Origin of the sequence: Algoriphagus aquimarinus (genome assembly GCF_900112005.1) — a bacterium.
GTDB lineage: Bacteria > Bacteroidota > Bacteroidia > Cytophagales > Cyclobacteriaceae > Algoriphagus > Algoriphagus aquimarinus.
Genome location: NZ_FOKK01000001.1, coordinates 141,243 through 164,332, shown reverse-complemented (window position 1 = coordinate 164,332; position 23,090 = coordinate 141,243). Strand labels below are relative to the sequence as shown.

General features: G+C 40.2%; 17 protein-coding genes. 13 read left to right on the top strand and 4 right to left on the bottom strand.

Features of this window, described 5'->3' with window-relative positions:
• Positions 1–8 precede the first annotated feature (8 nt).
• Entirely contained in the window at positions 9–1,379 is a 1,371-nt protein-coding gene (locus BM291_RS00760) for an exopolysaccharide biosynthesis polyprenyl glycosylphosphotransferase (protein WP_092894262.1), read from the top strand.
• Entirely contained in the window at positions 1,369–2,301 is a 933-nt protein-coding gene (locus tag BM291_RS00755; protein WP_092894261.1) for a class I SAM-dependent methyltransferase, read from the top strand. Before BM291_RS00760 ends, BM291_RS00755 begins: the two co-directional genes overlap by 11 nt.
• Here the strand turns inward: BM291_RS00755 and BM291_RS00750 are convergent.
• A complete protein-coding gene (locus BM291_RS00750) occupies positions 2,298–3,212 on the bottom strand; it encodes a universal stress protein (RefSeq protein WP_092894260.1) in 915 nt (304 codons plus the stop codon). The genes BM291_RS00755 and BM291_RS00750 overlap by 4 nt on opposite strands.
• Before the next feature lie 192 nt (positions 3,213–3,404).
• Here BM291_RS00750 and BM291_RS00745 point away from each other — a divergent pair, with 192 nt between their 5' ends.
• The 3 genes from BM291_RS00745 to BM291_RS00735 all read left to right on the top strand — a co-directional run bounded on the left by BM291_RS00745 (position 3,405) and on the right by BM291_RS00735 (position 9,068).
• Positions 3,405–3,950, top strand: coding sequence for a 2'-5' RNA ligase family protein (locus BM291_RS00745; protein ID WP_092894259.1), 546 nt, complete (start codon positions 3,405–3,407; stop codon positions 3,948–3,950).
• Between the two features lie 506 nt (positions 3,951–4,456).
• On the top strand, positions 4,457–7,534 hold the full coding sequence (locus BM291_RS00740) for a SusC/RagA family TonB-linked outer membrane protein (RefSeq protein ID WP_092894258.1): 3,078 nt from the start codon (positions 4,457–4,459) through the stop codon (positions 7,532–7,534).
• 22 nt (positions 7,535–7,556) lie between these two features.
• Positions 7,557–9,068: a RagB/SusD family nutrient uptake outer membrane protein gene (locus BM291_RS00735; protein WP_092894257.1), complete on the top strand. Its 1,512-nt coding sequence runs from the start codon at positions 7,557–7,559 to the stop codon at positions 9,066–9,068.
• A 196-nt stretch (positions 9,069–9,264) separates the two neighbouring features.
• Here BM291_RS00735 and BM291_RS00730 read toward each other — a convergent pair whose 3' ends face one another.
• Positions 9,265–9,759, bottom strand: coding sequence for a DUF6702 family protein (locus BM291_RS00730; RefSeq protein ID WP_092894256.1), 495 nt, complete (start codon positions 9,757–9,759; stop codon positions 9,265–9,267).
• Positions 9,760–9,842: 83 nt separating this feature from the next.
• Here BM291_RS00730 and BM291_RS00725 point away from each other — a divergent pair, with 83 nt between their 5' ends.
• The 3 genes from BM291_RS00725 (at position 9,843) to BM291_RS00715 (ending at position 13,737) form a co-directional block, all read left to right on the top strand.
• The gene (locus tag BM291_RS00725) at positions 9,843–10,424 is read left to right on the top strand and encodes a HupE/UreJ family protein (protein WP_092894255.1); all 582 of its coding nucleotides are present in this window, start codon (positions 9,843–9,845) and stop codon (positions 10,422–10,424) included.
• 91 nt (positions 10,425–10,515) lie between these two features.
• Positions 10,516–12,846, top strand: coding sequence for a M1 family metallopeptidase (locus tag BM291_RS00720; protein ID WP_092894254.1), 2,331 nt, complete (start codon positions 10,516–10,518; stop codon positions 12,844–12,846).
• 111 nt (positions 12,847–12,957) lie between these two features.
• A complete protein-coding gene (locus tag BM291_RS00715) occupies positions 12,958–13,737 on the top strand; it encodes an NIPSNAP family protein (protein WP_092894253.1) in 780 nt (259 codons plus the stop codon).
• Positions 13,738–13,998: 261 nt separating this feature from the next.
• Here the strand turns inward: BM291_RS00715 and BM291_RS00710 are convergent, their stop codons facing one another.
• Positions 13,999–15,123, bottom strand: coding sequence for an amidohydrolase (locus BM291_RS00710; RefSeq protein ID WP_092894252.1), 1,125 nt, complete (start codon positions 15,121–15,123; stop codon positions 13,999–14,001).
• A gap of 142 nt (positions 15,124–15,265) precedes the next feature.
• Here BM291_RS00710 and BM291_RS22005 point away from each other — a divergent pair, with 142 nt between their 5' ends.
• From BM291_RS22005 to BM291_RS00690, 5 genes are all read left to right on the top strand, one after another.
• Positions 15,266–15,442, top strand: a complete 177-nt coding sequence (locus BM291_RS22005) for a hypothetical protein (RefSeq protein ID WP_175499628.1) — start codon at positions 15,266–15,268, stop codon at positions 15,440–15,442.
• A gap of 10 nt (positions 15,443–15,452) precedes the next feature.
• Entirely contained in the window at positions 15,453–16,064 is a 612-nt protein-coding gene (locus tag BM291_RS00705; protein WP_092894251.1) for a pseudouridine synthase, read from the top strand.
• A 399-nt stretch (positions 16,065–16,463) separates the two neighbouring features.
• A complete protein-coding gene (locus BM291_RS00700; RefSeq protein ID WP_092894250.1) occupies positions 16,464–17,435 on the top strand; it encodes an AAA family ATPase in 972 nt (323 codons plus the stop codon).
• Positions 17,436–17,621: 186 nt separating this feature from the next.
• Positions 17,622–18,860 (top strand): hypothetical protein, encoded by a 1,239-nt coding sequence (locus BM291_RS00695; protein WP_092894249.1) that lies wholly within the window; start codon positions 17,622–17,624, stop codon positions 18,858–18,860.
• An 80-nt stretch (positions 18,861–18,940) separates the two neighbouring features.
• Positions 18,941–21,844, top strand: a complete 2,904-nt coding sequence (locus BM291_RS00690; RefSeq protein ID WP_092894248.1) for a TonB-dependent receptor — start codon at positions 18,941–18,943, stop codon at positions 21,842–21,844.
• A 95-nt stretch (positions 21,845–21,939) separates the two neighbouring features.
• Here BM291_RS00690 and ruvB read toward each other — a convergent pair whose 3' ends face one another.
• A complete protein-coding gene (ruvB, locus tag BM291_RS00685; protein WP_092894247.1) occupies positions 21,940–22,968 on the bottom strand; it encodes a Holliday junction branch migration DNA helicase RuvB in 1,029 nt (342 codons plus the stop codon).
• Positions 22,969–23,090: the final 122 nt, after the last annotated feature.

The window sequence follows — 23,090 nt, the reverse complement described above, 5'->3', positions numbered from 1 at the left end:
GCATTTTTATGAAGAGAAGATTTGACAAGTATTTTCCATGGGTATTTTCCGCTAGCGACTTTTTAGCTTCCTTGCTAGCATTGCTGATTTGTAATTCAATTCTTCAGTTTGTGGGGATTTTTGATGGCGATGAGTTGGGTACGATTTCAGTACTTAGCGTGTTGTGGCTTTTGATCTCTGCACTAAGAAAAGATTATAAAATAGAGCGTACAGATGAATATGAGCAAACGCTGACAAGGCTTTTGATCACTGTGATTTGGTTTATTTGTGCTACTACTATTGTTTGGCTTCCTTTCCGAAATCCGACTCTGCAGGTCAGTCCTGTACTGTCATTAGGACTCGGCATGTTGCTTCTGATGGGAATGTTCCGCGTGGGAGTACACATATTGCTTCGAAACTATAGAAGCAAAGGCAACAACTACCATAATGCAATTATAGTGGGCAAGGGAGGTACTAGCCCGTTGCTTGCAGATGTATTTAAAATCCGTAAAGAATTTGGAATCAATTTCATTGGGTATTATGATGACCAAGCCGAGTGTAATCAAACTAGAGGTGGAATTGTAGATTTTTTTAGAGAAGCTGGAGACTTGGATTTAGATCTTATATATATCCATGAACACTTAGAATCAGGCCTGGTCAAAAGAGTGATTGACTTTGCTGATGACAATTATATCAAAGTAAAAATGATCCCTGGAGGGAGTTTGCAGCTCGAAAAGAATTTGTCATTCTCGCGATATGGGGACTTTTTTGTTATCAATGTAAATGAAATACCACTTGATAATGCCTTGAATAGCTTTGCAAAGAGAGTATTTGACGTTTTGTTTGCCAGTTTTGTGATTTTGTTCATCCTTTCATGGTTAATTCCATTGGTTGGGATTCTGATAAAATTAGAATCCCGAGGGCCTGTTTTCTTTATTCAGCAGAGGAATGGTGTGAATAATAAGGTGTTCAATTGTCTCAAGTTTAGATCCATGACTCCTAATGATTATTCGGATGTGAAACAGGCAACCAAAAATGATCCTCGTGTCACAAGAACTGGAGCATTTCTTCGTGCTTCGTCACTGGATGAAATGCCTCAATTTATCAATGTATTGTTTGGTGACATGTCTGTGGTAGGCCCTAGGCCTCATACTATTCCTATGAACCAAACCTTCAAGACACAGATCGAAAAATATAACTCTAGACACAAGATCCGCCCAGGAATCACTGGTCTAGCTCAGGTGAGTGGATACCGTGGTGAAATAGAAAATCCGTTTCAGATTCGCTCTAGAGTTCGTTTGGACTCATTCTATATCAATAACTGGTCATTTTTATTTGATATGGGGATCATGATCAAGACTGTCAGAGAGCTGATTTTTACCCGTGACAATGCCTATTGATTTACCAAAATCCTGTAAGTTTTGTGGAAGTTCAAGTCTCATATCTTTTGAAGGAAGTGAGCGCATGTTTGGGATGGGAGGAACGTTCGCCTATTCAGAATGTGAAGGTTGCAAATCTATTCAGTTGGATGAGGTACCCACTGATCTCTCTGCTTATTATTCGAACTCTGAATACTATTCGTTTTTACCCTTAGTTCAGTCTAGCTATCCGAGAAGAGTATTTAAGCAGATTCGCATGAATTTATTTCTAAGGACTAATGCAACTGTTTTCGAACCGATCTATGGCTATTGGCTAAAGAAATTGGCGCCAGATTTTCATGCGAAAATAGCTGATGTAGGATGCGGAAATGGCCAGTTGCTTTATGAATTGTATGCCTCAGGTTTTACAGATTTGTATGGCTTTGATCCATTTATTGAAAAGGATAATGTAATCAACTCAAGTCTTCAGCTTCTAAAACAACGAATAGAAGAAAGTGATACTTCCTTTGATATAATCATGATGCATCATGCATTTGAGCACATGGAAAACCCTACGGAAATATTAAATGCTTGTTTTGATAAGCTTAATCCCGGAGGAAAGCTTTTAATAAGAACCCCTGTAGCTGATGCAGCTGTATGGAAAGAGAAGAGAGAGCTGTGGGTTCAGCTAGATGCGCCGCGACATTTGATTATTCCTACCATTTCTGGATTTGAGAAGATTTCAAAGGCTATTGGTTTTAACCTAGACGAAGTGTTGTTTGACTCCACCGCTTTTCAATTCTGGGGCACTGCATTGTATGAGAGGGGTTTTGCCCTTCATCAAAAATCAGTAAATGATGTTTTTTCAAAGGAAGAATTAGTGGCTTTAGACAAAAAAGCCCTCCGATATAATCAGGAGGGCAAAGGGGATCAGGTTTGTTTTTTTCTAAGTAAGCCGATTTAGACTTTAAATAAGGCTTCAAAGAAACCCATAGTCTCACCTTTTTTCTTGAAGATGAGCATAGGTAAAATATTATTTACTAAGACCAATTTTTCAGCTACGCTTCCTAGTAGAATGGCAGCTGATTTTGTTTTACCACGGGATCCTAGCAAGATCATGTCTGCTTCTATTTTTTGGGCTTCCTCGAGCAATGCTTTTCCCTGGCCTTCACCATTATTAAGGACGAAATGACAGGTTAATTCCTTGTGGTTAAATTTCTGGATAAAGCGCTTGAAGTCCTCCTGTGCATTATCCTTCATGATTTCTGCAAATTCTTCAAATGTTTTTCCAGTTTTAGAATAGCCATGCGGTACTTCGTATAAATGGACTGGAATCAGTTCTGCACCCAGTTCTTCAGAAATTCGTTCACCGAAATCATAGATCAAATCTGTATGGTCAGAGAAATCTGATGGGATCATGATTTTTTTAGGTAGTCCAGGAGGTCTTCTCTCTTGTAACAGGAGTACTGAACAAGGTGCTTTTTTGGCTATTCCTTTGGCCAATGAACCATTTCCTTCCAGTTCCTCTTTTCTGCCCATTATAATAAGGTCAACATCCTTTATTTTGGCCCATCTTAAAAGTGTTTCCAAAGGATGCGCACCTTCTTCCGCGAAAACTTCGATGTCCATACTTTCAGGAAAATCAAATTCATCAAGCTTTGACTTGATTAGTGCTTCAATGGATTCGTCCCCTGGCGCGAGTAATTCAGGATGGTTTTTCAGAATCTCATCAGGCACAGCCAAATTCTTGGATACATGTACAAAGTAGCATTTATCTATCCCTAGGAACTTTAGGTACACAATCGTTTTTTTGATCAGGATATCATCCATCTCAGTAAGATCAAGACCAATCATGGCCTTATAAAAATACTTCATAGCTGTTTGGTGTTTATTCCCCTTAATTTAAAACTTTGATCCAGTTTATCGAATACTTTTTTTGTTTTTACCCCATGAATTCTTTTTCGAGGTAATTTAGCCTGATGAACTCGAGCATGTAATCAACATACAAAGGCCTGGTTAAAATACATGCGAGAGTTCATAAAACCTTTGTGAGAAAATTATGTACATATGAAAGTGATGCAAAAGTATTTTTTGGCGATTGTACCCGAAGGTGAGTTTCAAGAACGGGTCACAAATCTGAAACATGAAATTAGAGATCGCTTCCAAGCCAAGTTTGCGCTAAAATCGCCAGCACACATCACTTTAAAAATGCCTTTTGTTTACAGCGAAGCGAAAGAGGAAAAGCTTACCGAGTTACTCAGAAATTTTGTAGCTACTTATAAGCCGATGACTGTAACGATAAAAGGTGTGAGGACATTTGGAGAAAGGGTAATCTATCTAGGTGTAGATGCCGATCAGGAGTTGTATGATTTTCAAAAGGATTTAAAATCATTTTGTAAGAAAGAATTGAATCTAATAGATGAACTCAGCGATCGAAATTATCATCCTCATATGACCATTGCTTATAAGGATTTAAAGAAATCACAGTTTCAGAATATTGTACATTTTTCAACTGAAATGAAGCTTACTCAAAAATTGGTAGTGCCGCACATTGCCCTATTAAAAAAGGTAGATGGAGTATGGATTTTGTGTAGAAAAGTGAATATGGGGTAGTAGTTTGGCTTTATTTTTAGTTCCAAATTGATTTTAATTAAAAAAGTGCAATTTTTTTTGATTTTTTCAAAATGTCATATAATTCTGCAAAATCATTTATATGCGATATAAAATATGTTTTAAATATTTGCTTAAGCAAATTTGACCCGATATAATTCTGCAGATTTTGATTAAAACTAATTGATTAAAAGAATTTTATTTGGCAGAAATGCATAAATAATTTAGAAGCCAGTTAAGTATCTTTTAAACGTTTAGGTTATTAAGGATCGAAATCAGAATTTATTTACTAAAAACCAGAATATTTTGCATTAAAAATCCAAAAATTTGAAATAAAAATCTGATTTACATAAAATTTGGCTATTGGAAACTTGTGTTTTACTAAAAATGGCAAATTTTCGATATAAAATACTTCATAGGGTTGATTTAGTGGGGGTTGTGCTCTTTTTCATATCAAACTTTCGCTTGATATTGTAAGCAAAATATAACTAAACGTAAATGTTCAACCTATGAAGAAAGTTTTATTAACCTTTGCTTTCGCGGTCCTGACCTTAGTGTCAGTAATGGCGCAGAGCAAGACGATCACTGGAAGGGTCATTTCGGCTGAAGAGCCAGAAGGCATTCCAGGTGCTAGTGTAGTAGTGAAAGGTACTGCGCAAGGTGTGATCACTGATTTGGATGGAAGCTATTCTCTCCAAGTTCCAGCTGACGCGACTACTCTTATTTTCAGCTTTGTTGGCTATTTGACCAAGGAGATGCCAATCGGTTCCAATTCCATTATTAATGTAACAATGGATGTGGATGTTAAAACCCTTAATGAGGTGGTAGTAGTAGGTTATGGTACCCAAGAAAGAAGAGAAATCACTGGCTCTGTCGCATCTATTGATGCCTCAGCCATAGAGAACCTAATTTCTCCTTCCTTTGAATCTCAACTTGCTGGTAGGGCTCCAGGTGTGTCGGTAACTACTCCAAATGGTATCTTGGGTTCTGCGCCGATCATTCGTATCCGAGGTGTAAACTCACTGAGTTCAAGTGCAAGTCCACTCTTCGTAATTGATGGAGTACCGATGGTGAATTCAGATAGATCTGCAGTTAATGCCGCTAACCCAATGGCAAATATTAACCCTGCGGATATTGCTTCATTTGAAGTATTGAAGGATGGTTCTGCTTCTGCGATTTACGGTTCTAGAGCTGCAAATGGTGTGATTTTGATCACTACCAAGCGAGGAGCTTCGGGCAAAGCTAAAGTAAACTATAGCATGACTATGGGGGTTAACGAAGCTGTCGATACCTTCGATCTACTTTCGGGTGATGAATGGGTGACGATTGCTAATGAAAAAAGAACCAATGCAAAACAATCTGAACTAGCTGCTCCAGGTGTGAATACTGACTGGCAAGATTTGGTGTTCAGAAGTGGATTTACCCAACAACACAATCTATCTGTTGCTGGCGGATCTGAATCTACCAAATACTTCTTCTCACTAGGATTTACGGATCAAGAATCAGCAGTGAGGCCTAATGAGTTGAGTAGATATTCTTTTAGAGCTAATTTGGACCATAGTATCTCAAAATCGGTAAGAGTGGGAACATCCTTATCCTATTCTTTCACTGAGATTTTCGGCTTAAATAATGGTTCTAATTCTCTCTCTGGCGCTATATACAATTCTACGAGATCATTGCCAAACGTTCCTATTTACGATGCAGCGAATACTGCCTTTGATGGATTTAACGTAACTGCCAACGGAGCGACAACTGGCTTTGGAGCTAATGCGGCTGGTCCAGATAACAATATTCCTAACATTGGATTTGTACTACAAAACAATATCTATAGAAGCCGTACCAACAGAATGATAGGTAATGGATATGGAGAAATAGACATTATAACTGGTCTTACAGCTAGGACACAAATTGGAGTTGACATAACGCTAGCAGATGATTTTCAATCATTAGATGCAAGACATGGCGATGGAAGAAGTTCAAACGGTAGCGTATATATGGCTACAAACCCTGCTTATCAGTGGAACTGGCAGAACACATTGAACTACCAGACAGTATTTGCAGATGATCATAATTTGAATGTAACTGCTGGTTTGGAATATCAATTCGCTAAATTTTATGGATTTAGTGGCCAGGGTACAGATGTTTCTGATGATTATTTCAGAAGAAACAACTTGATCTCAGGTTCTTATAATAACCAATTCTCAGGCGGTAGCTATACAGAAAGAGGTTATGATTCTTACTTCGGTAGATTTAACTATTCATACAAAGGCAAGTATCTAGCATCTTTCACGGTAAGAAATGATGGAATCTCTGATCTAGCAGTAGAAAACCAAAGAGGTACTTTCTTTGGAGGATCAGTAGGATGGAGACTTTCTGACGAAGCATTTTTCAACTCTGAATTGATCTCTGACTTGAAGCTAAGAGCATCTTATGCTGAAGTAGGCAACACAGGTATTGATTCTTTTGCTGCTTATGGTGGCTACAGCCCGGTATTAGGTGGAGCTGGAGCTGGTATCGGTTACAATAGAATTGCTAATGCTGATCTACAGTGGGAAACTTCTAAAAAGCTGAATTTCGGTCTTGATATGACGATTGGAAAAGTAACCATCTCCGCAGATTACTTCAAAAATAATATTGATGGGATGATTTTGGCCGCTCCTACGGCTCCTTCATTGGGTGTACCGGGTAACAGTATCAACCAGAACGTAGGACAGATGGAGAACTCTGGTATTGAATTAAGAGTATTCTCTAATGTGATTAACAGAGGCAAATTCTCTTGGGATACTGACTTCAATGTCTCATACATCGAAAATGAGGTTACTAATTTGATCAGTCCATTGACTGGTACTTATAACAGAACTGAAGTTGGAAATCCTATCGCACAGCTTTACGGAGCAGTGTGGGCTGGTGTTAACCCTGCCAATGGTAACCCAATGTATTATTCAGGAGATAATATCGTACAGTATAATTTGGTACAAGGACAACTTGGCTTTAAAACGTACGATCCAGCAAATCCAGCAAATGTAGCTACAGCAGCTTCTGGACCTACTCAAGAATATTTGGGAAATACATTGCCTAAGTGGCAAGGTGGATGGGCTAACAACTTCAAATTCGGAAACTTTGATGCTGAAATTTTCACTAGATTCTCTGGTGGAAACTACATCATGAATGAGTCTCTTAGGGGTCTTATGGGCCAAGGTTTCTCAAACAACCATGCTAGTATCCTAAATAGATGGACAGAAAGCGGTCAGGTAACTGACGTGCCTAAGCTTTACTCTGGTCAGGATCAAAATATGTGGCAAAACTCAGTATCTAACTCAAGATTCGTGGAGAAAGGTGATTACGTGAAAATTCAAAACATCGTACTTGGATACACTATCCCTACTTCTGCACTACAGACTGCTTTTAACGGAGCGATTTCTAATGTGAGGATATTTGGTCAAGTTCAGAATCCATTCACATTTACAGGCTATTCAGGCTTGGATCCAGAAGCGAACTCTTACTCAGGTCAGCTTAGCTTCGGTGTGGATTGGAACGTGGCTCCGATCATACGTACATATACTCTCGGCATAAACGTAGGTTTCTAATCACTCAAACCGAAAAATTATTATGAAAAAATTCGCAATAAAAAATATCAAAATGGCATTGGTTGGTGCAGCCCTGTTAGGCTTTACCAGTGCATGTGAGGTGACTGAATTGGTGCCGGCTAACCTTATTCCTGATTCGGAAGCATTCGCTACGGGGGCTCGTATTGAGTCCGCTGTATTAGGAGTGTATGAATCAGCTCAAAGAGGATTTTATAGCAATGCTGTACAGCGTGGCTATCCTTTCGGAGCGGCGAATGTGGAGCAAGGAGATCTGAGAGGTGAAGATATGTACAACGATCAAGCCTTCTACGAAATCACCTACAACAACTCTTACAGCCCTGTTTCTGCTAATAATGTAGGTATGTGGATCTCTCTTTATAGAATGATCAATAGATTGAACATCATCTTGGAGAGCTTAGATGTAGCTGTAACGAATGGGGTCATAACTGCTGAAGCTGGAAATGCATATAAAGGTGAAATGTTATTCATGAGAGCTTTGGCTCACCATGAATTGTTGATTCACTTTGCAAGACCGTATTCTGATGATCCTTCTTCTGCAGGGATTCCTTACCGAGTATTCGGTATTAATGACGTAACGAAAGTGCCAGATGGCGAAGCTGTTCCAAGAGGTACTGTAGGCGAGGATTATACCCAATTGCTTAAGGACCTAGATGCTGCAGAAGGTTTCTTGCCAGAAGGTGGTGCTTTCAGAGCTAACAAAGGTGCTGCAATTGCTTTGAAATCTAGAATCAAATTGCACATGAAAGATTGGGCTGGAGTCTTGGCAGAATATACCAAGCTTACTTCTAAGTACGCTGTTACGGCTAACCCTGCTACTCCTTTCAGAGGCGGAACTAGTTCTGACAACATTTTCTCCTTTGTAAATTCTGCGGCAGCTAACCCTGGAGTAAACGGTGCTCTTCCTTCTATGTATGGTAATCCAAATTTAGGAGCTAGAGGCCTAGTGAAAATCAGCCCAATCATCTGGAGAGCAGATTTCTGGAATGCTGCGGATACTCGTAGAACTTCTATGACTACACAAAGCAGTACAGGCATTTTCACTAGCAAATATCTGGATGCTACTACCTACACGGATCCTAATGTAATTTTGAGATTTTCAGAGGTGGTTCTTAATGCTTCTGAAGCATATGCTAGAACATCTAAAATGACTGAAGCTGTTACCTTGCTTAATTCTGTAAGAAGTCGTGCATTGCCTGTATCAGTACCTCCTTATACAGTAGACGGATTAGGGGCTGGTGTTCTTGATGCGATTTTCAATGAGCGAAGAATTGAGTTTCTTGCTGAAGGAAGAAGATGGCCAGATATTCACAGATTGTCTGGAGAAGGTTTGATGCCAGGTATTCCGCTTAAAGCCACTTCAAGATCAATCACAAAATTGAGCTTTTATGAATCTGGTGCTATCCCAATGGATCACTCTTTGGCATATACTAGCCACTTGTTCGTATGGCCTATTCCTCTGGATGAACTACAAACCAATATTTCTTCGCCAATCGCGCAGAATCCTGGTTATTAATTAAATACGCTTATAATTCAAAAGTCCGGCCTTAGGGTCGGACTTTTTTAGTTTAGGATAAATAGGAGGTGTTGGATGGAATTGCAATTCAAGGTAATAACTCTTACATCTGGTAGTGATTGACTACCTTAGAAAACAGGCATGTCAATGGAATCGAAGAAAAGACATCAACCTGAATTTCGCTTAAGGACTCCAATCAATTCTTTTTCAAAACACCAGACTCTTTCCCTTTTCCTAGTATGATACTTTTAGGAGAATTAGATCCAAAATAGACCTGGACCACATTATTTTGATCTGAAAAATCTTTAATCAGCAGGGAATTCCTGATTTTTATGGAAGTGGGCTCTACTACTTTTTCAGATTCTAGGTAGAACCAGGCTGCATCATCTTCGATTTCATAGCCTATGAAATTTACCTTAACTTCTTTATCCGCTATCCATAGCTGATTTTGCGCAAGCAGGTAAGTTTTGACTTGCATGTTTAACAATTCCTTATTGGCAGGGTTCAAAAAGTCAATCGATTTTCCATGATATCCACTGAGTCCTATTTCTAAGTCATCCCAGAAAATCTTTTGAGAAATTTCCAGATGCTCAGTTTGATCATTCCATTTGATCTCTGTCAAACTGATGTGGAATGGATGGGTAAATACCAGCCATCCCAAGCTGATCATGTATAAGTAAAACTGTTGCATTTGGTATTCTGTCGTCTGTCTTTTCTGCTAATTATGCCGTATTATTGCGCAATTTACTTCTTTAGAGGTATTTCACCCTTTCTATGAGTTCATTTCAATTGTATTTCCGTCTAGGCCTTCAGCATATCCTTGATATTCATGGCTACGACCACATTCTTTTTGTATTAGCACTTTGCGCAGTTTTTATTCCTAGGGATTGGCGCAAAGTTGTGATTCTGGTCACAGCATTCACCATTGGCCATTCATTGACTTTAGCTTTGGCTACTTTCAAATTGGTAAATGTGAACTCGGAGCTCATAGAATTCCTGATCCCAGTCACTATTGCAATCACTGCATTCATAACAATTCTTCGTCCAAAGCCAGCTTCAGGCAAAGGGCTGTCTATTAATTACATGTTCGCGCTGTTCTTTGGATTGATTCATGGTCTTGGTTTTTCTACCTACCTGCGAAGTCTTTTGGGTAAGGAGGCTAGTATTTGGCAGCCCTTGCTTGCATTCAACCTAGGATTAGAATTAGGACAGTTGATTATCGTCGGTGCATTCCTACTTGTTACATCCATCCTAGTCGGAATAGCAGGAGTTAGTAGGAAAGAATGGACATTGGTGGTAGCATCTATGGTTTTCGGGGTGGCACTGATGCTGATGTTAGAAACGAAATTTTGGTAGAGGAAAGTAGGATGTAAGGTATCGGGTGACAGATGAGTGAAGAGGAGAAAAGAGAATATGAGATTAGAGATTGAAAAAAAAACGAATTGATATGAGAAAATTACTTGCACTTACAGCACTGGCAATTTCGGGGATTTTCCCTGCTTTTGCGCAGCAATCAGAGCAGAATCATGCAGAGCGATTTGAGCAGCTCGGAACGATGCTTCGCTCACCGAATGTTTACCGAACCGCATCTGGTGCGCCAGGTCATATGTATTGGCAACAGCAGGCTAACTATGTGATTAACGTAGAGTTAGATGATGTGAATCAATCCATCAAAGGATCGGAAAAAGTAACTTATATCAACAATTCTCCAGATCAGCTAACTTATTTGTGGGTGCAACTGGAAGAAAATCAGAGAGGAGCAGATTCTGATACTCCAAAAGCTGCAGAAAGCTCTATCAATTCCAGAATGACTCTTCGTATGCTTGAAGGTCTCATCTGGGCAAATGATGATTTTGGGTATAAAGTACTGGAAGTAAAAGATGCTAAAGGCAATCCGCTTCCAGTTACGGTGAACAATACCATGATGCGAATTGATCTTCCTACACCTTTGAAGGCTGGGGCGAGCTTCACCTTCGGAGTGGATTGGACTTTTAATATTACAGATAGAGTAGGCTATATCGGCGGGCGTCCAGGTTATGAGTACTTCGAAGGCGATGACAACTACTTATATACGATGGCTGAGTGGTTCCCTAGAATGGCTGTTTACTCTGATTTTGAAGGCTGGCAAAACAAGCAATTCATGGGCTCAGGTGAATTTGCACTTGTTTTTGGTAATTATGAAGTAAATATCACCGTGCCTTCCGATCATATGGTAGGCGCTACTGGTGAGCTACAAAATGCAAGTCAGGTACTTTCTGCTATAGAACTTAACAGATGGAATACTGCCCAAAAAACTTACGATGCACCAGTTGTCATCCGTACACAGGATGAAGCGACTGAACTTGAAAAAGGAAAAGCGACTACGAAAAAAACCTGGAAATTTAAGGCTGAGAATGTTCGGGATTTTGCATGGACTTCTTCCCGCAAATTCATCTGGGATGCGATGGCTGTGAAGCAAGGTGGCAAAGACGTGATGGCGATGTCTTATTATGCCAAAGAAGCCAATCCTCTCTATGGCCAATACTCTACCAGAGTAGTGGCTCATACGATTAAATCTTACTCTGCACATACCTTCGACTATCCATACCCAACGGCTATCTCTGTAGAAGCTGCTAACGGTATGGAATATCCGATGATTTGTTTCAACTATGGACGCCCTGATCCTGACGGAACCTATTCTGAAGCTGTCAAAAACGGGATGATTGGTGTGATTATTCACGAAGTAGGTCACAACTTTTTCCCAATGATTGTCAATTCTGATGAGCGTCAGTGGACTTGGATGGATGAGGGCTTGAACACCTTTATGCAGTTTATGGCAGAGCAAGAATGGGATCGTGATTTCCCTTCTCGCCGTGGTCCTGCGCACAAGATTGTGCCTTACATGAGAAGTACTACAAATACTTTGGAACCTATAATGACCAATTCTGAAAACATTATCCAGTTTGGTCCAAATGCCTATGCAAAACCAGCTACAGCATTAAATATTCTTCGTGAGACTGTCATGGGTCGTGAGTTGTTTGATTATGCGTTTAAAGAATACGCTCGAAGATGGAAGTTTAAGCATCCAACTCCTGAGGATCTGTTTCGTACGATGGAAGATGCTTCTGCAGTTGATCTGGACTGGTTCTGGAGAGGTTGGTTCTATGGCACTGAGCCAGTGGATATCGCTATAGAAAATGTAGCATTGTACAAAATGAATAATCAGACTCCAGCTGAAAGAAAGGCTGCGATGAAGGCTGAAGCGGATCATGACGAGGACTATGTTTCCAATGAGTTCAACAGAACCGCTATCAAAGAGACTGTGATCGAATCAAATCCTGAGACGCGTGATTTCTATACGAGTTATAATCCTTTCACTGTGACTCCAGAAGATGAAGAGAGCTATAAGAAGTTTATGGCTAGTCTTTCTCCGAAGGAAAAAGAGCTGATGGAAAGTGACTTGAATTTCTATGAAATCACCTTCAAAAATGTCGGTGGATTGGTAATGCCTATCATCGTGGAATTCCAATATGCTGATGGTTCTTCTGAAATTGATCGAATTCCTGTGGAAATCTGGAGGAAAAATGAGACTCAGATCACTAAAGTCTTTGTGAAAAAGAAAGAAGTGACTCAAATCATCCTTGATCCAAAAAGAGAAACGGCCGATATCGATGAATCCAGTAATTACTGGCCAAGACAATATCAACCTTCTAGATTTGAGCTTTTCAAAGGAAACGGAGCTGCGAGAGGAGCATCTACTGGTAGCAATCCAATGAAAAAAGCGAATAGTAATCCATAAGAATTAAAGCCGGCGAGAGTCGGCTTTTCTTTTTATACTTATCTTAGAAACTGTAATTTAGTCATTGAGATAAGCTCTATCTTGAACAATTAAACCTAAACAAACCGAATAATGAAAGTAAGAAAACTGATTCCCCTTGGCTTTATAGCCTTATGTTTTTTCATGAGTTCAAATCTTTTTGCACAGAAAAGAGATTTTTACGAATTGAGAACCTACCACATTGAAAATGCTGAGCAAGAAGCAATGCTTGATGATTACCTTTCAAAAGCATTTATCCCTGCTGCACACAAAAATGGGATTGCTAAAGTAGGTGTTTTCAAACCTATAGCTTCACAGCCAGATGCAGGCACTAAAGTGTATTTATTTATCCCGTTCAAGTCCATGGATGAGTATCTGGCGTTGGAAGGGAAACTGGCAAAAGATCAAACCTATCAGACTGCTGGAAGTGCGTACATCAATGCTGCTTTTGACAAGCCTCCTTATAAGAGAATTGAATCTTCTGTACTTCAGGCAATGACTGGACAGCCAAAATTTGCTGAATCGGAATTGACAAATGCCAAAAAGGATAGAGTTTATGAATTGAGAAGCTATGAAGGCCCAACAGAAAGGCTTTATAAGCAAAAAGTGAAAATGTTTAACTCTGGTGAGATGGATATTTTCAGCAGAATAAATTGCAGTCCAATATTTTACGCAGAGACTATTGCAGGTGCAAACATGCCTAACTTAGTCTACATGACTACTCATGAAAATATGGAAATTAGAAACGAGCATTGGAAAGTATTCGGAGCCGATGCAGCATGGAAGGGGATGAAAGATCTTCCAGAGTATCAAAACACCGTGTCTAGAAATGATACTAGATTATTATATCCAGCTGAGTATTCAGATTTGTAAGACATAATTAAAAAGCCGACGAGAGTCGGCTTTTTTTAGGAGTTATATTCTCCCGCTCCCGATAGTTATCGGGAGGCGCCACTGCGCAAAGTAAAATTTTCTATTTCCTCGTCTGTATAGGAGCAATGGTCTACTCCCCCTTTTTTGAAAAGGAGGTTAGGAGGATTTTTCTTGGATATCCTACAACCCTGAGTTGTCCTGCTTGTCCAGAAGCTGGACTTCATTCAGACCTTCTAGGTTTTTAGAACCTGAAAAATTTTTTTAGCCATTCACCTTTCTCGCAATCCCCTCAAAAATCCTCACACCAGTTTCTATCAACTCATCGGGGAAATCATAGGTAGGTTCGTGCAGTTGAGGGCAGTCTTCACCAGATCCCAATCCAAATAAATAGGATGGACAGCTCTGACTGAATAAACCAAAATCTTCTGACCATCGGAAAGGTTCTGGTTTTTCTATAACCTCCATGCCTAATCCTTTTATTGCTCCTTCAGCGATTTCAGCAGCTTTAGGGTCGTTTTTGGAAACAGCGAATGACTCCACGAAGCTGAATTCACAACTCAGTTTTTCTACTGAAGCAATCCTTTTAGCTTCCTCAGTAATCATGCTGATCAACCTTTCCAGATCATTTTGGTCAAAGGCTCGAATAGTCAGGCTTAAACTTCCTTTTCCAGCACTGGTTCCAAAAGCTAAACTTCCGATCTCAGCATGAATCACCGTAACCAAGGCAAAACCTTGTAGCTGTTCTGGCAATTTTGGAAGGGATTCTATCAGTCGAGCGATTGCAAAAGCTGGATTAATACCTGCATCTGGATGAGCTGCATGGGAAGTTTTTCCTGTTAGAGAAATTGTCAATCCTGTGCTTCCCGCTGCAAATGTCCCTTTTCTTGTGACCAATTGATGTAATGGGAAACCAGGTAGATTGTGAAGTGCAAAGGCGTAATCTGGCGTAATCTGCTGGAATTGTGGATCATCCAAAATTCTCCTCGCTCCTTCACCGGTTTCCTCAGCTGGCTGGAAAAGTAAAACGACTTCTCCATTTTCAGGTCTTTGCGCAGCTAATCTTTCTCCCAAGCCACAAATGATCGTCATATGTCCATCATGGCCGCAAAGATGTGCTTTTCCTTTAGTTTGGCTTTTGTAAGTTGGTTCTCCTATTTCCTGTATGGGAAGGGCATCCAATTCAGCTCGAAACAAACTTCTTTTACCAGGATTTCCCCCCTCAAAAATAAATGCAAGGCCATTTCCTCCTAAATTTTGAATGATTTGATCTGGATTGAGTTTTTCGAAAAAGTCCAAAATCTTCGTCGCTGTAACAGATTCCTCACCGGCGATCTCGGGGTTTTGATGTAAAATTTGGCGAAGATTTTTAAGCGTTGAAAAGGACATTTTTAGTAATTATTTTCGGAAGGTAAGTTTCTACTGCTCAGTTGGAATCATTTTTGACGAAAAAAATGAGGCTTAGATCAGGAACTATTCAGGATCGCTGGCTATTTTAGGATATCATTTCAACCCTTCAAATCTAACTTTTATGAGCGAGGTACAAATTCAAAACTACAACGAGCAAATCCAAGCGTTGGAATCACAAATTACCGGCGACATGTTTGCAGACATGGAGGTTCGCGACAAAATCCACAACCTGAAAATGGAACGTGACGGTGTGAAACCAACCGATTCCAGCATCGACTGTGTTGGCTGCGGAAGTTAATTAACTGACTTTGGCTAGATACTATATTATATACAAGCCCTTTGGGGTTTTATGTCAATTTTCGGGAGAGGGGCAGACACTTGCTTCTCTTTTTGATTTTCCGAAGGAAGTATATCCGGTTGGTAGACTGGACAAGGATTCGGAAGGACTCTTGATTATCACTGACGACAAATCATTGAATCATCATTTGCTGAATCCTCGCTTTGGACACCAGCGCACATATTATGCGCAAGTGGAAGGAACTCCAGAGCCGGAAGCATTGAAAGGACTAATGCAGGGAGTGATGATCAATGTGGAGGGAAAAGATTACAAAACAAAGCCTGCCATAGCCAAAACCTTAGATCCCGTTCCATCACTTCCAGATCGTGATCCACCGATTCGCTACAGAGCTTCCATTCCCGATACCTGGATTTCTCTTACTTTGATAGAGGGTAAAAACCGCCAAGTGCGCAAGATGACTGCCGCAATCGGGCATCCTACACTTAGATTGGTGCGCTGGTCCATGGAGAAATTGACCATAGCTAATTTTAAAGTAGGAGAAGTACAGGAACTCGATGAACAAACGATTTACCACAAATTAGGCTTGACTGGATTTAAAAAAACGGAGGCGAATAGGAAATAGAATAAATGATTTTCTCGCGGCGACGCAGCAACGCGGTGTTCTATAACCTTTGAGGTCTTTTTTTGACCTCGAAGGTTTAATTGGTTTCTTGGGAAAAGCTAGAGTAAGGAGAGTAGCGAAGAGCTAATTCTAAAGGAAAAAATGCAGCCTGATTTCTTTATTACACCTTAGCGGGAGACTTCAAAGATAAAACCTTCGAGGTTTTCTAAACCTTAAAGGTTATCCAACGCTGCGCCGCCACGAGAAATAATTATTCAGATACTCAAGAAAATCCTTCTTAAAAAATCATAAAATCCCTTTAATCGTGAGGCATTACCGCTTCTAAGATTTAAGATTGTCCTTTGGGACAAAAACCTCTATTTTAGTCTCCGGTTAAAAGCACTCAAAGATTCAAATTCCATGCATCAGGAAAAAATAGCAGACGTAATACAGGAAGTTAAGAAAGTAGTAGTAGGCCAAGACAGAATGGTCAATAGACTTTTGATTGGACTTTTTACCAATGGACACATTCTTTTGGAAGGTGTACCGGGCTTAGCAAAGACCTTGACGGTAAATACGCTAGCCAAGGTGCTTCATCTTGATTTCAATAGAATTCAGTTCACACCAGATTTGCTTCCAGCGGATTTGATAGGTACAATGATCTACAATCAGCAGGCAGCAACTTTCGAAGTGAAGAAAGGCCCGATTTTCTCCAATGTGATTTTGGCGGATGAGATTAACCGTTCTCCGGCAAAGGTTCAGTCGGCACTTTTGGAAGCCATGCAGGAAAAGCAGGTGACTATTGGCGACACGACTTATAAGTTGGACAGACCTTTTTTGGTACTTGCTACGCAAAACCCAGTGGATCAAGAAGGAACTTACCCACTTCCAGAAGCACAAGTGGATAGATTTATGATGAAAGTACACATCGACTATCCTAGCAAGGCAGATGAAATGGAAGTGATGCGTAGAATGGCAAACATGTCATTTAGCTCTGAGGTGAATGCGATACTTTCAAAGGATGAGATTTTTGATATCCGTAGTCAGATTAATGCAGTGAAGATAGCCGAGCCATTAGAGCACTATATTATTGAGTTGGTATTTGCAACTAGATTCCCAGAGCAATACGGACTAAAAGATGAAGCGAAATACATTCAGTTTGGTGTGTCGCCACGTGCGAGTATCAACTTGAACTTAGCTTCAAAGGCAGTTGCGTTCATGGATGGACGGGATTATGTCTTGCCTGAAGACATCAAGGAAATAGCAGAAGATGTGCTAAATCATAGGATCATTCTTAATTATGAGGCTGAAGCTGATGGAATAAATACCAGAGACTTGGTAAAAATCCTGATGGAGAAAGTTCCGATTAACAAATCGGTAACATTGAAATAACAGCTATATCAGCAAAAAAAGGCTTTTCGAGAGAGAAGCCTTTTTTTATGCACTTTTTATTATTCCAATATTAAATTCTGCAAGTATTAGTAAAAGAAGCATAATTCGAAAAATTCTCTTGAGGTAGAAAATTGAGACAGATTTGTATCATCAAATAAGGCAAATCCTAATCAATTATAAATCTCAATGAAAAAGTTCAACTCTCTATTAATCATGTTTGCAGCTGTAGTGATTGGTTTCACTAGCTGTATTGATGGAAACGACAAACCAGTAGATCCAGTAATTCCGGGTACTGACGATGTGTTGATGATAGATTCAAATATCACTACTAACACTACTTGGGAGACAGGTAAAACTTATGTTCTTGGAGGTAGAATTGCTGTTACTGCTGGTAACACACTTACAATCCAGCCAGGCACAATTGTAAAAGGCGAAGTTGGATCAGGATCTAATGCTACTGCATTGATCATCGCAAGAGGCGCAAAAATAGATGCGCAAGGAACTGCTACTTCACCGATCATCTTCACCACTATTGCGGATGAAATCACTCCAGGTGAAATTGCCTCTCCTAACCTTGAGCCAAACCTTTCAGGTCTTTGGGGCGGATTGATCATCCTTGGTAAAGCTAAAGCTTCTCTTGCAGGTGATGTAACTGAGACTCAAATCGAAGGTATCCCACCTTCCGATACAAATGGACTTTATGGTGGAACTGATGATGCTGACAATTCTGGTATCCTAAAGTATATATCTATCCGTCACGGTGGTGCTAACATCGGCGAAGGAAACGAAATCAACGGCCTTACTTTAGGTGCGGTTGGTTCTGGAACAGTAATCGAAAATGTAGAGATCATCGGTAACCAAGATGATGGAATCGAATGGTTCGGTGGTTCTGTAAACGTGAAGAATGCGATCATATGGAATGCAGGTGATGATGGATTAGATACTGACCAAGCTTGGGCTGGCACATTAGACAACTTCATTGTAGTGACAGGTGGTGAGACAGATCACGCACTTGAAATTGATGGTCCAGAAGGATCTTACAATGCAGCACATACTTTGAAAAATGGTACTGTAAAAGGAAACGGTGTTTCTGAACTAGGTGACTTCAGAGATGGAGCAAGAGGAACTTTTGAAAACATTTACTTCTTCAACTTCGCTGATCCAGCTACTACAGATGGACGTGGTGATCTTTCACTAAGCGGTGACAAAACTGTAGCGACTTTCGCAGACGGACACTTAAAATTCATGAATCTTCAAGCTACTCTAGCTGACGGTGTTGCTCTTGCCACAGTATTTAAAGGCGGAACTGCTGCTTATGCTACGATTGTAGCTGCGGGTGCAAACACAGTAGGTGCAGACAAATCTGCCTTCGCTAGCACTTGGTCTTGGACTTCAGCTTCAGGAGCTATATCTGATCTAAAATAACACACACTTTTGAAAGAAGGAAGGAAGGACTTGCAAGGTTACTTTCTTCCTTCTTTTGAAGTATTCAAATTAATTGCTGTATGAAAAATCAATCTACCAATCCACTTATGAAGGGATTCCTGGTTTTAGTTCTGCTAGTACTTTCTCAGGTATTTGCAGGTTTCGCGTTTGCCCAAAACGGTACCATTCGTGGTACAATCTTCGAAGAGGGTACAGGCGAACCATTATTTGGTGTTTCGGTCTTAGTAAAGGAAACTGCAACTGGTGCAGTTACTGACTTCGATGGTAAATTCGAAATCCAAGTAGCTCCAGGTAGCTATACACTTCAAATTTCTTACATTTCTTACGCTTCTATCAACCTTACTGAGGTAGTGGTGAATGCTGGCGAAGTGAATGTAATCTCTGATCTATTGATGGCTGAAGAGGCTTCTGAATTGGAAACTGTAACAATATCTGCTGCAGCGATCAGAACCACAGAGTCAGCTTTGCTTTCAGTAAAAAGAAATGCTGCCAACCTTATTGACGGCATCTCCGCTAGTACATTTCGCCAGATAGGCGATGGAGATGCTGCATCTGCGGTAAAGCGTGTAACGGGTGTTTCTATCGAAGGAGGGAAATACATTTATGTAAGAGGACTTGGTGACAGATACACCAAAACTGTTTTGAATGGCGTGGATATTCCAGGTCTTGATCCAGATAGAAATACGATCCAGATGGATATATTTCCTACCAATGTGATCGACAACATTATCGTTTCTAAATCTTTCACTGCTGACCTTCCTGCTGATTTCACCGGAGGTGTAGTAGATATAGAAACAAAAGATTTTCCTGAAGAAAAATCCATGAGATTGAGCTTGAGTGGTGGCATCAACCCATCGATGCACTTCAACTCTAACTACCTGAAATATGACGGTGGTAGCACAGACTTTTTAGGTTTCGATGATGGAAACAGAGCTATTCCTACAGATGGAAGAACTGATATACCTCAGTATGGCGATGCAGTTGGTAATCCAAATGGAACAAAAGGAATGGAGTACCAATCAATTCTTGGTAATTTCAATAAGACGCTAGGTGGATACAGAGCTAATAGCCTAATGGACGTAGGAATTAGCTTTTCCTTGGGAAATCAGTTTGCTAGACCAAAAGCAACTTGGGGTTATAACTTCGCTTTGACCTATAAGAACGAAACTGAGTTCTATCAGGATGCTGAATACAACTTATATGCTAAGCCAAGAGAAGCAGACCAGACGGAGTTAGAAGCGTTGGAAAGACAGCGTGGAGACTTCGGTGTCAACAACGTATTACTTGGAGGACTTGCTGGGATTGCATTGAAGACGGATAATTCAAAATTCAAATTGAATCTGATGCACCTTCAGAATGGTGAATCAAAAGCAGCCGATTTTGCTTTTATTAATACAAACTTAGGTGCAAACTTCGAAGCAAGACAGTATAACTTGGAATACAGCCAAAGAGGTTTGACAAGTATTCTGCTTGCCGGAACACATTATATCAATGGAAATGACTGGGAGATCAACTGGAAGCTTGCTCCAACAAGATCTACCATTTCTGATCCAGATATTAGATTTACGCGATTCAGAGAACCGACTAATACTGTATCCACGGAGGTAGGCCTTCCTGCTAGAATCTGGAGAGATTTGGAAGAATATAGCATCGTAGCTAAGGGTGATATTGCCAAGAAAGTCTCTCTTTTTTCAAGAGAAGGAAAAGTGAAATTTGGTGGAAATTATGTATTCAAACAACGTGATTTTAATATCCAAAGCTTCCAGTTTGCTACAGGTAGCACAGAATTCTCGGGTGATCCGAATGAGATTTTGCTTGCTGAGAATCTTTTCGCAGCGGATAATAGAAATGGTGTAAGGTATAATGCGGATTTCATTCCTATCAATGCAAACGCTTATAATTCTATCGCAACAAACATGGCAGGTTATGCATCCTTGGAAGCTAATCCAGCAGAAAATCTAAAAGCGATCGTTGGATTGAGAGTTGAGAAATTCAACCAGTATTATACTGGAACTAACCAGACAGGAACAATCAATTATGATTTGGTAGAAGTGTTGAATGACATGGATTTCTTCCCTACTGTTAATTTGATCTTCAACCTGAAAGAAAATCAAAATCTTCGTGCTTCTGCATCTAGAACTATCGCGAGACCTTCTTTCAAGGAGCTTTCTTATGCAGAAATTTTGGATCCAATCACAGGTAGAACGTTTATCGGTGGTCTTTATCCAGAAACTACCAATGGTGGAACTGAAGTGCTTTGGGATGGGAACTTGGTTTCCACTCACGTGAATAACTTTGACCTGAGATGGGAAGCTTTCCAGGATAGAGGACAAATGCTATCTGTAAGTGCATTCTACAAGACTTTTGAGAAGCCTATCGAAATGGTTCAGTTCCTTGCGGATCCAGGAACTTTCCAACCAAGAAATGTTGGTAATGGTACAGTTGCAGGTTTGGAGTTTGAGTTCAGAAAATCTTTGAAATTCATAGCTCCTAGCTTCGAGAATTTCTCTTGGAACACGAACGTGACGATCACTAAATCTCAGATCAAAATGTCTGAATCTGAGTTTAGATCTAGGTCATTGACTGCTAGAGAAGGTCAGGAGATCAAAGATACTCGTGATATGGCTGGTCAGGCTCCATACTTGATCAACACTGGGTTGAGCTTTAATTCTTACCAAACTGGTTGGGAAGCTGGTGTATTCTACAATGTGCAAGGTTCTTCTTTACAATATGTAGGCTTCGGTAACAGAACGGATACGTATTCTGTGCCTTTCAATAGCTTGAACTTGAATATCAACAAAACTTTCGGAGCTGATGAGCGTCTTCAAGCAGGTGTTGGTGTGGATAACATTCTGAATTCTAAGAAAGAGTATGTATATAAATCATATGAAGCTGAAAATCAAATCTTCAGCAGCCTTTCTCCAGGTACAAAAGTTAACTTTAGAGTATCATTTTCTTTCTAAAAGTGGACTAGCATACTATAAATCTTAGGATTTGTAGGACAAAAAAATAGCATCGGGATTTAACTCGATGCTATTTTTTTGATACTAATCAGTCGTTATTCAAACAACCCACCCATTCCAAGATTTGGTTTTATTTTCAAATGCTTATAAGCCAACTCTGTTGCCATTCGCCCTCGAGCGGTTCTTTTCAAATAGCCTTCTTGGATTAAAAAGGGTTCGTAAACTTCCTCAATTGTCTCCGCCTCTTCACTGCAAGCCGTGGCGATCGTACTCAGACCCACAGGGCCTCCATTGAATTTTTCGATAATGGTGAGCAAGATTCGGTTATCCATTTCGTCTAATCCATTCACGTCTACATCCAGGGCATCCAGAGCGATTTTGGAGATTTCCAGTGTAATCTTTCCATCACCTTTCACCTCAGCGAAGTCACGCGTTCTACGAAGTAGCATGTTCGCAATTCTTGGCGTTCCGCGGCTTCTTCTTGCAATTTCATAGGCTGCGACTTCATCAATTGGTGTTTGCAAAATGCTAGCGGATCGTGTGACGATGTCCGTTAATAATTTAGCATCGTAATATTCTAATCTGGAATTGATTCCGAATCTCGCGCGAAGCGGAGAGGTCAATAAGCCAGATCGTGTGGTTGCTCCTATCAGTGTAAATGGACTTAGAGAAATCTGAACGGAACGAGCATTTGGACCTGAATCCAGCATGATATCAATGCGGAAATCCTCCATCGCAGAATACAAGTATTCCTCTACAATAGGATTTAGCCGGTGAATCTCATCTATAAAAAGCACATCCCCTTCATCCAAATTGGTCAGTAAACCTGCTAAGTCTGAGGGTTTATCGAGCACTGGGCCAGAAGTGATTTTGATGCCTGCCTGTAATTCATTGGCAATAATGTAGCTCAATGTAGTTTTACCCAAGCCTGGAGGGCCGTGTAGAAGCACGTGATCCAATGGCTCATTTCTGCGTTTGGCAGCTAGCACAAACACCCGTAAATTCTCTACGATTTTGAATTGTCCCGTAAAATCCTCGAAGCTTAAGGGTCTTAAAGCTTTTTCGAAATCCTTGTCCTTTGGGCTTAGACTTTCATCATCACCACTTAAATAATCTTCTCTCATAGTTTATCCGTACGCTCACAAATATAGAAAAATACGAATGCCTTCTCTCGCATTTTTGAATCCTTAGGCTTCCTTCGAAACTGAAAAATAAGCCTTAAATTCGCATTCAAATTCATTCGATT

Coding starts and splice junctions, on each gene's coding strand:
- BM291_RS00755 (WP_092894261.1), top strand. CDS start 1,369: ATGCCTATTGATTTACCAAAATCCTGTAAGTTTTGTGGAAGTTCAAGT.
- BM291_RS00750 (WP_092894260.1), bottom strand. CDS start 3,212: ATGAAGTATTTTTATAAGGCCATGATTGGTCTTGATCTTACTGAGATG.
- BM291_RS00725 (WP_092894255.1), top strand. CDS start 9,843: ATGAGTTCATTTCAATTGTATTTCCGTCTAGGCCTTCAGCATATCCTT.
- BM291_RS00700 (WP_092894250.1), top strand. CDS start 16,464: ATGCATCAGGAAAAAATAGCAGACGTAATACAGGAAGTTAAGAAAGTA.
- BM291_RS00730 (WP_092894256.1), bottom strand. CDS start 9,759: ATGCAACAGTTTTACTTATACATGATCAGCTTGGGATGGCTGGTATTT.
- BM291_RS00690 (WP_092894248.1), top strand. CDS start 18,941: ATGAAAAATCAATCTACCAATCCACTTATGAAGGGATTCCTGGTTTTA.
- BM291_RS00735 (WP_092894257.1), top strand. CDS start 7,557: ATGAAAAAATTCGCAATAAAAAATATCAAAATGGCATTGGTTGGTGCA.
- BM291_RS00710 (WP_092894252.1), bottom strand. CDS start 15,123: ATGTCCTTTTCAACGCTTAAAAATCTTCGCCAAATTTTACATCAAAAC.
- BM291_RS00740 (WP_092894258.1), top strand. CDS start 4,457: ATGAAGAAAGTTTTATTAACCTTTGCTTTCGCGGTCCTGACCTTAGTG.
- BM291_RS00720 (WP_092894254.1), top strand. CDS start 10,516: ATGAGAAAATTACTTGCACTTACAGCACTGGCAATTTCGGGGATTTTC.
- BM291_RS00760 (WP_092894262.1), top strand. CDS start 9: ATGAAGAGAAGATTTGACAAGTATTTTCCATGGGTATTTTCCGCTAGC.
- BM291_RS00745 (WP_092894259.1), top strand. CDS start 3,405: ATGAAAGTGATGCAAAAGTATTTTTTGGCGATTGTACCCGAAGGTGAG.
- ruvB (WP_092894247.1), bottom strand. CDS start 22,968: ATGAGAGAAGATTATTTAAGTGGTGATGATGAAAGTCTAAGCCCAAAG.
- BM291_RS00715 (WP_092894253.1), top strand. CDS start 12,958: ATGAAAGTAAGAAAACTGATTCCCCTTGGCTTTATAGCCTTATGTTTT.
- BM291_RS22005 (WP_175499628.1), top strand. CDS start 15,266: ATGAGCGAGGTACAAATTCAAAACTACAACGAGCAAATCCAAGCGTTG.
- BM291_RS00695 (WP_092894249.1), top strand. CDS start 17,622: ATGAAAAAGTTCAACTCTCTATTAATCATGTTTGCAGCTGTAGTGATT.